Source organism: Kitasatospora sp. MBT63, assembly GCF_000710465.2.
In the GTDB taxonomy this organism is placed as follows: domain Bacteria; phylum Actinomycetota; class Actinomycetes; order Streptomycetales; family Streptomycetaceae; genus Kitasatospora.
On record NZ_JAIZ01000064.1, the window covers coordinates 1 to 8,163 of the forward strand.

8 protein-coding genes and 1 pseudogene are annotated in these 8,163 nt (G+C 67.0%); 5 read left to right on the plus strand and 4 right to left on the minus strand.

The annotated features are described in order from the left end of the window. Positions 1-186 precede the first annotated feature (186 nt). Positions 187-834 (plus strand): TetR/AcrR family transcriptional regulator, encoded by a 648-nt coding sequence (locus AA75_RS04515; protein WP_051811842.1) that lies wholly within the window; start codon positions 187-189, stop codon positions 832-834. A gap of 346 nt (positions 835-1,180) precedes the next feature. After that, positions 1,181-2,590, plus strand: coding sequence for an MFS transporter (locus AA75_RS04520; RefSeq protein ID WP_051811844.1), 1,410 nt, complete (start codon positions 1,181-1,183; stop codon positions 2,588-2,590). Between the two features lie 60 nt (positions 2,591-2,650). On the opposite strand, the gene AA75_RS04525 is transcribed toward AA75_RS04520, so the two are convergent. Further along, the gene (locus AA75_RS04525; protein ID WP_051811843.1) at positions 2,651-3,067 is read right to left on the minus strand and encodes an amidohydrolase family protein; all 417 of its coding nucleotides are present in this window, start codon (positions 3,065-3,067) and stop codon (positions 2,651-2,653) included. Between the two features lie 428 nt (positions 3,068-3,495). Here AA75_RS04525 and AA75_RS04530 point away from each other — a divergent pair, with 428 nt between their 5' ends. Beyond that, the gene (locus tag AA75_RS04530) at positions 3,496-4,998 is read left to right on the plus strand and encodes an HlyD family efflux transporter periplasmic adaptor subunit (RefSeq protein WP_033818423.1); all 1,503 of its coding nucleotides are present in this window, start codon (positions 3,496-3,498) and stop codon (positions 4,996-4,998) included. A 39-nt stretch (positions 4,999-5,037) separates the two neighbouring features. Here AA75_RS04530 and secE read toward each other — a convergent pair whose 3' ends face one another. Then, a complete protein-coding gene (gene secE / locus AA75_RS04535; RefSeq protein ID WP_033818424.1) occupies positions 5,038-5,295 on the minus strand; it encodes a preprotein translocase subunit SecE in 258 nt (85 codons plus the stop codon). A 914-nt stretch (positions 5,296-6,209) separates the two neighbouring features. Between secE and AA75_RS04540 the strand changes: the two genes are divergently transcribed. Then, complete coding sequence (locus tag AA75_RS04540) at positions 6,210-6,527, plus strand: hypothetical protein (protein WP_033818425.1); 318 nt, start codon at positions 6,210-6,212, stop codon at positions 6,525-6,527. Positions 6,528-6,563: 36 nt separating this feature from the next. Here AA75_RS04540 and AA75_RS45145 read toward each other — a convergent pair whose 3' ends face one another. Then, positions 6,564-7,331, minus strand: a complete 768-nt coding sequence (locus AA75_RS45145) for a peptidylprolyl isomerase (RefSeq protein WP_082526248.1) — start codon at positions 7,329-7,331, stop codon at positions 6,564-6,566. Positions 7,332-7,546: 215 nt separating this feature from the next. Next, positions 7,547-7,792, minus strand: coding sequence for a hypothetical protein (locus AA75_RS53910; RefSeq protein WP_359893655.1), 246 nt, complete (start codon positions 7,790-7,792; stop codon positions 7,547-7,549). Between the two features lie 109 nt (positions 7,793-7,901). Between AA75_RS53910 and AA75_RS04550 the strand changes: the two are divergent. Beyond that, positions 7,902-8,163, plus strand: a pseudogene (locus AA75_RS04550) (IS5/IS1182 family transposase); the annotation flags it as partial.

Below are 8,163 nucleotides of genomic sequence, written 5' to 3' on the forward strand. Positions count from 1 at the left end.
TGCCGATGTAGCACCACGGGCACACGACGTCCGAGTAGATCTCGACCTTCACGACTGCTCCTGACGGGACCGGGGCCGGTCCGGGCGGCTGGGGTATTGGACCTTTCGTTCCAGAACTTAGCAATTCTGGAACGTCAGGTCAAATACATGCTGCTTCCGCGCCCCGCATTGGGTAGCGTTGGACCCATGGGACGACCGCGCACGTTCGACGAAGAGGCGATCCTGGACCGGGCGATGCTCCTGTTCTGGCGCAAGGGCTACGAGGCCACCACCATGAACGACCTGGTGGACGAGCTGGGGCTGGGCCGGGGATCGATCTATGCCGCGTTCGGCGACAAGCACCGGCTGTTCCTGCTGGCCCTCGGCCGCTACCTCGGCCGCCAGGACGAACTCCTCGCCTCGTCCTTCGACGACCGCAGCCCCGCCCTCCCGCAGCTGCGCCGGCTGTTCGACCGGCTGCTGCAGACCGACTCGTTCTGCAGCGGCTCGGGCTGCTTCAGCGTCAACAGCATCGCGGAGCTGCTGCCCAACGACCAGGCGGTCGCCGAGCTCGCGCGGCGCAGCCTGCGCAAGGCCGAGGAGACCTTCGCCACCCAGCTCGACCGCGCCCGGCTCGGCGGCGAGCTCGCGCCCACGATCAGCCCGGCCGAGGCCGCCCATCTGCTGGTGACCTTGGTCCAGGGACTCCAGATCATGCGCAAGGCCGACCCCGACCCGGCCCGCACCGCCGCCTGCCTGGACGCCACGTTCGCCCTGCTGACACCCGGCCCCCGGCCGGACGAGGTGGTCATCACCCCCGAACCAGCCTCGGAGCCGGACCTCGCGCTGTCCTGAACACCGCACTCGAGGCTACCGACGAGCCGCCTCTGCTCGGGCCACCCGGAGCGAAGGCGGGAGCACGACGACGGGACCTCCAGAAGCAGGGCCACAACCGGCTCCGGGAGCAGTAGCGCCCTCCAGTATTTGTCACTGACAACCCGGCACGCTCCAGCAGTACGCAGGACGACGGGTGGATGCAGCCGACTGCGGCGTGTCCGAGGATCCTCCCCGTTCCCTCCGGGCCGTACGATCCTCGGTGGACCGAGCGGATCAAGGCGAGGCCCGGACGGTATCGCTGCGCAGGGGTAAGTGCGCAGATTCCGGCTGTCGCAGACATCAGAGGCTGAGGGCCATGGCAGACATGCATCAGGGCGACGGCGGAGCGCCATCCGCAACTCCCGGGCCCGGGCTGCGGGCATGGGCTCCTCTGCTCGCAGTGTGTTTCGGCTACTTCATGGTGATCCTGGACGTTACGATCATCAACGTCGCCGTGCCTGTCGTCGGCCGTGACCTGGGGGCCTCCCTCACCGCCATCCAATGGATCACCGACGGCTACACCCTGGTCTTCGCCGGACTGCTCCTTACCGGGGGCGCGTTGGGTGACCGCCTGGGCAACCGGCGCGTGTTCTGCTGGGGCGTGGCCGTGTTCGGTGCCGCATCGGCCGCCTGCGCGCTTGCGCAGAGCCCGTCCTTCCTGGTCGTCGCCCGGCTGGCGGAAGGTGCCGGGGCGGCGCTGATCGTGCCCGGTTCCCTGGCACTGCTCCAGCAGGCGTACCCTTCGCCGGATGCCCGCTCCCGCGCCTTCGGTCTCTGGGGCTCGATGGCCGGCATCGCCGCGTCCGCGGGCCCGTTGCTCGGCGGTCTCCTCGTCACCACGGTCGGCTGGCGCTGGGTGTTCCTGATCAACATTCCCGTGGGGGCGGCCTGCTTTGCGCTGACAGTGCGATCTGTCGCGCCCTCACCCCGGCACTCTGCTCGGGCCATGGACTGGCCGGCCCAGGCCGCAGTGGTTTCGGCAGTGGCTCTGTTGACCGCGGCGCTCAACGAGGCCGGCCGGCGCGGCTGGACGGATCCCTTCGTCCTCGCCTGCGCAGGTCTAGCAGTGACCGCCGTGGTGGCGTTCGCGGTGCGCGAGCACCTGGCACGCACACCCGTGCTTCCACTGGGTTTGCTGCGGTCGCGTGCACTCAGCGGCGGAGCCACCATCGGCTTGCTGTTCAACTTCGGCTTCTACGGGATGGTATTCACCGCCAGCCTCTACTTCCAGCACCAGCGCCACTACAGCGCCCTGGCCACCGGAGCGGCCCTGTTGCCCGCCGTAGTGATGACCACGTTTGCCTCCGTCGTCTCCGGCAGGCTGGCGCGCCGCACCGGCCACCGCCCGCTCGTGACCAGCGGCATGCTCCTGGCAGCTGCGGGCCTGGCGGGCTGGGCCGCAGCCGGACCCGACCCCGCCTACCTCCTCCTGATCGCTCCGATGATGGCCGCCGGGTTCGGAACCTCCTTCGCTCTGACCGGTTCCACCAGCACCGTGATGACGGCAGCACCCACCGGCTACGCGGGTACTGCCTCCGCCGTGTTCAACACCACCCGCCAGATCGGCAGCGCCACCGGTGTCGCACTGGGCGGTACTCTCCTCGCCACCGCAACCGACTACTCGGCCGGGCTGCGATCCAGCATGGCCATCGGAGCTCTCGCCTATCTGATCGCCGCCGCTGTCGCGGGGGTTTGCGTACCGGGAAAGGCCGCCGTCACCCCTGGCAAAGGCTGAGACCGGCCTGGCAGAGGCAGCGTCGTCTCTTGTTTCCCGCTTCAAAAGGCCGGCGCGTTGTCAGCTGCGCCCGGGCAACGGGTGCTCGGCGATCCGGTAGAACGCGGCGGCGTTGTCGTGGAGTACGGCGTTCACGTTCGCCGCGCCCGCCAGTTCGGCGAGAAGCTGCACCTCGCCGTCTTCGAACGGGCGCGGGGCGCGAGTAGAAGGCAGGTCGGAGCCGAACATCAGAGCGGTGGGGTTGGTCCTGACGATGGCCCGGACAGTCTGGTCGATGTCCAAGGATACCCGCCCGAACCCGCGGGCCTTCACTTTGGCGCCGGACCCGACCAAGCGGAGCAGACTCGGTAGTCCCGCTGCGGAGAGGCCGAGATGGTCGACGCTCACCGCGGGAAGCGAGCTCAATACCGGGAGGAGATCGGCGAGTTCGAGAGCTTCGAGGTAGAGCTCGACGTGCCGGCCGGCCACCTCGTACACCCGTCGGGCGAGCGTGTCCAGTTGGGCGGGGGACGCCGATCCGTGAAACTTCACTGTGCTGGGCAGCCCGTCTCAGTGGGAGAAGTTCACCCTTAGGGGCGGGAGTAACGGGCCCGAGCGGGTGACGATGCGCGACCCCCCACCGGTCCCGTTCGTTACGTCTGGCAGGGATCCGATCGGGCCTGCCACTGGGCGCACGGCCGTTGCGCTGCCGGTAACGCTTTTCGACTGTGCCGGCCGAGCCTATTCCGCTCATCCATCATGAACCGATCGTCTCACTACCGTTCAAGGGGACATAAACGACCGAGATCCAGATCCGTCCAGCAGCCACACACATTCGCCCCGTGCGCGGCTGCCCACGGCTTCGCTTGACATCACCACAGCCGGAAACGCGTGCGAAGTAAGGAAGAAGAGGAGGCCTGGTGGCAATGCTTCGCATGCCGGCCGGTATCTCAAGGATGGCCGCGAAGTGTTCCGCCTGGGTTTCGCACCTGTCGCGCAAGGTCTGGGCCCGATGGGCGCTCCTGGCCGCCGTGCTGCTTGCCGGTGCCCTCGTCGCAGTACTCCTCCATCTCCCCAAGAAGCGCTGGGCGTTCACGGTCAAACCGACCGATGTCGTTTCGACGGCGCAGGTCACCGGCGAGGTTCAGCCGACCGCGATCTATCAGCTCTACTTCGGTGCCGCGATTGCCCAGACGCGGGCGGAGCCACACGCGCCCGACGCCTGTGGCGTGCTCGCAACCAGAAACGACCCGGAGAAGCTGCTCGGGCCGGTCCGGTACCTCGTCCGCCAGGGCGTTCATGTGACGTCCGGTCAAGTCATCGCCGCAGCCGATACGACCGCTGCCCAACGTGAACTGGAAGCCGCACGCGCTGCCCTGACACAGGACCAGGCCATCCTGAAGGCAGACCAAGCCGTGGCCTCCCGGCTGGCGTCCCCAAGCGCCAGTCCCGGTGTCTCCGCTGCAACTGCCCCGTCCGCAGCACCATCGTCGTCCCTGAATCCAGCCCCCGGCCCGTCGTTACCGACCCCCTCGCCTTCCCTCTCCGCTTCGGCGGCAGCGAGTCCGACCATGACGAATGAGCAGCTCGCAGCGGACGAAGACCGTGTGGACGCTGCGGAGCACCGAATGGCCGCAGCCCAGCAGGTCACAGACAGCTCCAGCATCATTGCACCGGCTGACGGCATCGTCGAGGCCGTGACCACTGCCCTTGGGGCGGTGCCTTCGTGTCACTCACCAGCCATGGTCCTTCGCCCTGACACTCTCCAGGTCGATGCGACGATTCCGGTGGAGGTGCTGCGCCGGGTCACCATCGGGCAGCGTGCCGTCGTCAACGTGCCTGACGCGGGACGGACGCGTCAGACCAGGGTGACCACGCCGCCGACCTCCCGTCAGGGCGCCGTAAGCACAACTCCACCCGCGTATGCGCCGCCAGGTGCCGTGACGCATGCGGGCGCGCCCGTCACCTACCACCTGCTGCTCGGCCTGCCGGTCTCCACCGACGGTGTTCTGCCGGGGATGCGCGCACAGGTCACCCTGGTGCTGGCCGAACGCAGCCGAGTACTGGCGGTCCCCAATTCCGCGGTCAAGCATGATGGGAACGGGTCCTATGTGAGCTTGCTCCGCTGTGATCCGGACTCCGAGAACTGTGGATCGCAAACCTCTGAGCGTGGCGATGTCCAGACCGGGCTGGTCGGTGACTTCCTGACCGAGATCACCGGCGGCCTCACCGCAGGGGATGAGGTGGTTCTCCCCGGTCCCGTCCCGACGATCACACCTCTGCCCTCGGTCACGGGCAGCTCTCCGATCGCACCCACGGATCTCGGGAGCCTGCCGGTGCCGCCTCCGGTTCCAAGTGGCAGGGAGACCGCTGCAGACTCGAACAGCAAGGGACCGGCAGCCGCAGGCTCGGCTCCTCCCGTGCCCTGACCGAGGGCGGGACTGCACGCGTCGGCAGCGCAGAAATCCCTACCCGAAGATCAGCAGGGCGAGGTGCGAGAAAGCCGTATCAATTCCATATACAAACATCATGACGACAAGTACGAACGAAACGACTACGATGGTGTACTGGGTGAGCTGGCTGCGGGTGGGCCACACGACCTTGCGAAGCTCGGCAATCACCTGCCGATAGAAAAGGGCAAGCTTGCTGAACGTGCTTTTCTTCCGGCTCTTCGGGGGTTTCCGTTCCGCTGTCCTGGGCTCCTCGGAACTGGTCAGATCGTCCATGGGTCGCCCACTGGGATGTCTGCCTTCGCATTGCCGGATGCCGCTGACGGAGATGTCGGTACCTGGTCGTCCTGGGACGTGTGATCCGTCCGCTTTCCGGCCGCCGGCGTCGGACTGGTTGTCCTGCTGGGCACGTGCCTCCTCCGCCCGCTGCGCGTGGCGTCGCCTGGCCGTGGCCTGGCGCGCCGCCCCCTCGCAGGCTGGGCTAGGCGCCTGCTGTTGAGGGGACGGCCGTCTGCTGCACCCGCCCGTGCGTCAGTGATGCTCATTCATCCGAGTCCACCCTTTGGCGACGGACACCGCCACCCTGATCATCCGATCGTGGGACAACGGTGTGGTGCGAACTGGCACACGATGGATGGCAACAGTGAAGCTCTGATGCGAATCCGGTGATACACGATGTCTCGCGCAGCCCTTGCCTCTCGCCCGTCCGAGCGAATGTCATACGCCAGGCGGGAAACGCCGATTCAGCCGGACCCGGATGTTCTGTACCGCCTGTACTGGCAGGAGCGCCGCCCGATCGGCGAGATCTGTGCCAAACTTCGGCTGACTCCGACGGTTCTCCTCTCCTATGCCGATCGATACGGCATCCCGCGACGTCCTGTCCTGACCGCCGGATCCGGTCCGTCCGGGAACTGGCTGGCTCAGGGTGATCTCGTAGACCTGTGGAGCGGGGGGCACACGCTGGGCTGTGTCGCGCAGACGGCCAAACTTGCGAAACGCCAGGTGCGCGCTCGTCTTGCAGCAAGTGGGCGCACTGCTGAGGGTTCTGAATCAGGGGGGCGTCACGCCCGCCGCCGCTGGTTCTGCCGCGCCGGTGCTCCCGGTCACACCGGATGAGTCAGGGGCGTTCGGCTGCGGTCTGATTTCCCACGTGCCATCCGTTCACCGAGAACTCCTGGAGCCTGCTGTATATGCAAAGTGATCTTGAGGTTTTCGAGCGGGTGTGCCGGGCGCTATGGGGTGCGGGATTCGATATAGCGCACACCGGGGCGGCTGGCTTGCAGATCGGCCTCAGACCGCAGGGGGTCCTGATCGGCTGGCGCGCCGAGGACAGCATCGCAGCCTGCGGGGTGCCGTGCGGCAAGGCGGCCCAACGAGACGATCCCGAGCCGGGGACGTCGATGGACGAGGTGAGCCGGAGAGCGGTCACTCGGGCCATAGAAGAGATCCTGCTGCAGGCGGACTTCCGAGTTGTTTCCGCTGAGGGTGACCTTCTCGTCCGCGGCTGATGGCGCATCAGATCTTCAGGCGGTGGATATTTTGGACTATTTCTGGCGAATTCCTACGGTCTCGATCGTGACGGCCTGGTTGGGGTGGCCGTCTCCAGGGCCGTTGCTGCTGTCATCGCCGGCCGCGGCGACGGACCGTAGTGCCTCCAGCCCTTCCGAAATGACCCCGAAAGGTGTGTAGGACGGGGGTAGCTGGCTGTCCTGGTAGACAAGAAAGAACTGGCTCCCGTTGGTGTTCGGGCCTGAGTTTGCCATGGCCACCGTGCCTGCGGGGTAGGTTGCGCCGGCGAGGTTCTCATCGGGGAAAGAATAACCTGGCCCGCCGGATCCTGATCCACCGGGATCGCCGCACTGGAGGACATGGATCCCCTGCGTCGTCAACCGGTGGCAAGGGGTGTTGTCGTAATATTTGTTCTGGGCGAGATATTTGAAGGAAAAGGAGGCGCAGGGGGCTTTCTGGGAAAATGACTCGAAAGAGATCTTCCCCCTGTTGGTGTTCAGGTCGGCGGTGTATGGAAGTGCCGCCGCGGCGGCGTCGTACTTGGGCACCTGCACATCTTTCGACGGGGTGCTCGGTGTCCTGGAATATTCACAGGTGTTTTTCGCGGCGGATGCGTCTGTCGTGGCGTCTTCATTGCCGCGGGTCAGCGCAAGTCCGCTGAACACGCCTCCCACAACGATGATCAGCGCAGTCATGGCGATCAGAGTCCGCCGGCGAGTGGCCTTCTGCCGCGCCAGCCGCTGCCGTTCGGCTGCCAGCCTGGTCCGTGCCGACGGCCGGTCGTCCGGTTTCTCCTCAGCCATCTGAAATCCCCATGTCCGGACTCTAGCTGACGCTGCTTGTGCCGGATGAGCGGTTCGGCCAGGACATGTTCCGTGTCGCATCAGTGCCCGGTGCGGGACCGGGCCCACAGGGTCTCTGGGGTCTGGGCGTGGTCAACGGCGATACGCGTAACGGGCGTCAGGCTTGCGGAGTGCGGGCCGCAGTCCCGTCGGGGCCGGCGGCCTGCGGGCGTCGGCTATTTTGGCGGGGCAGGGCAGGCGGTGCCCGTCAGGAGCAACAGCGCGTCGACCAGGATGTCGGTGGTGGCGTTCGTGGCCACACGTCGAAGCCGGAAGCCGATCACGAGGGCGACGACCGGACCGGCCAAGCGTTCGGGTTCAGGCACGCCCAGGGCTTTCAGGATGGATGCCGCCAACTGGTCGTACGCGGCGAAGCAGTCGGCGGCGGCGTCGCGGAGCTGGGGGTCGCGGCCGGCTTGGATTTAGAGCTCGAACGGGGCGATGTGCTCGCTGTCGAATGCGGTGTCGCCGGCGACCTGGCCGACCAGTGCATGCACTTGCCTCCTGAGCGGTGATGGGACCTGCGCACTCGTGGTCGGCGAGGTCGGTGAAGCGGCGGGTCTCCTCGGCGACGAAGTGGTGGAGGAGGATCTGGACGCGGGCCACACGCTACTGGCCCGGCTCCGCGCACAGCATTGGCGCATCACCCTGGTCTGGGCGGACGGCGGTTACACCGGCCGCCTGGTCGACCTCGCCCGCGACGTCCTGCGGATCGCGCTGACCGTGGTCGGCCGCACCGACGGCACCACCGGCTTCACGGTGCTGCCCAAGAGGTGGCTGGGGGAGCGGACGT

Coding starts and splice junctions, on each gene's coding strand:
- AA75_RS04520 (WP_051811844.1), top strand. CDS start 1,181: ATGCATCAGGGCGACGGCGGAGCGCCATCCGCAACTCCCGGGCCCGGG.
- AA75_RS45145 (WP_082526248.1), bottom strand. CDS start 7,331: ATGGCTGAGGAGAAACCGGACGACCGGCCGTCGGCACGGACCAGGCTG.
- AA75_RS04515 (WP_051811842.1), top strand. CDS start 187: ATGGGACGACCGCGCACGTTCGACGAAGAGGCGATCCTGGACCGGGCG.
- AA75_RS04540 (WP_033818425.1), top strand. CDS start 6,210: ATGCAAAGTGATCTTGAGGTTTTCGAGCGGGTGTGCCGGGCGCTATGG.
- AA75_RS04530 (WP_033818423.1), top strand. CDS start 3,496: ATGCTTCGCATGCCGGCCGGTATCTCAAGGATGGCCGCGAAGTGTTCC.
- secE (WP_033818424.1), bottom strand. CDS start 5,295: ATGGACGATCTGACCAGTTCCGAGGAGCCCAGGACAGCGGAACGGAAA.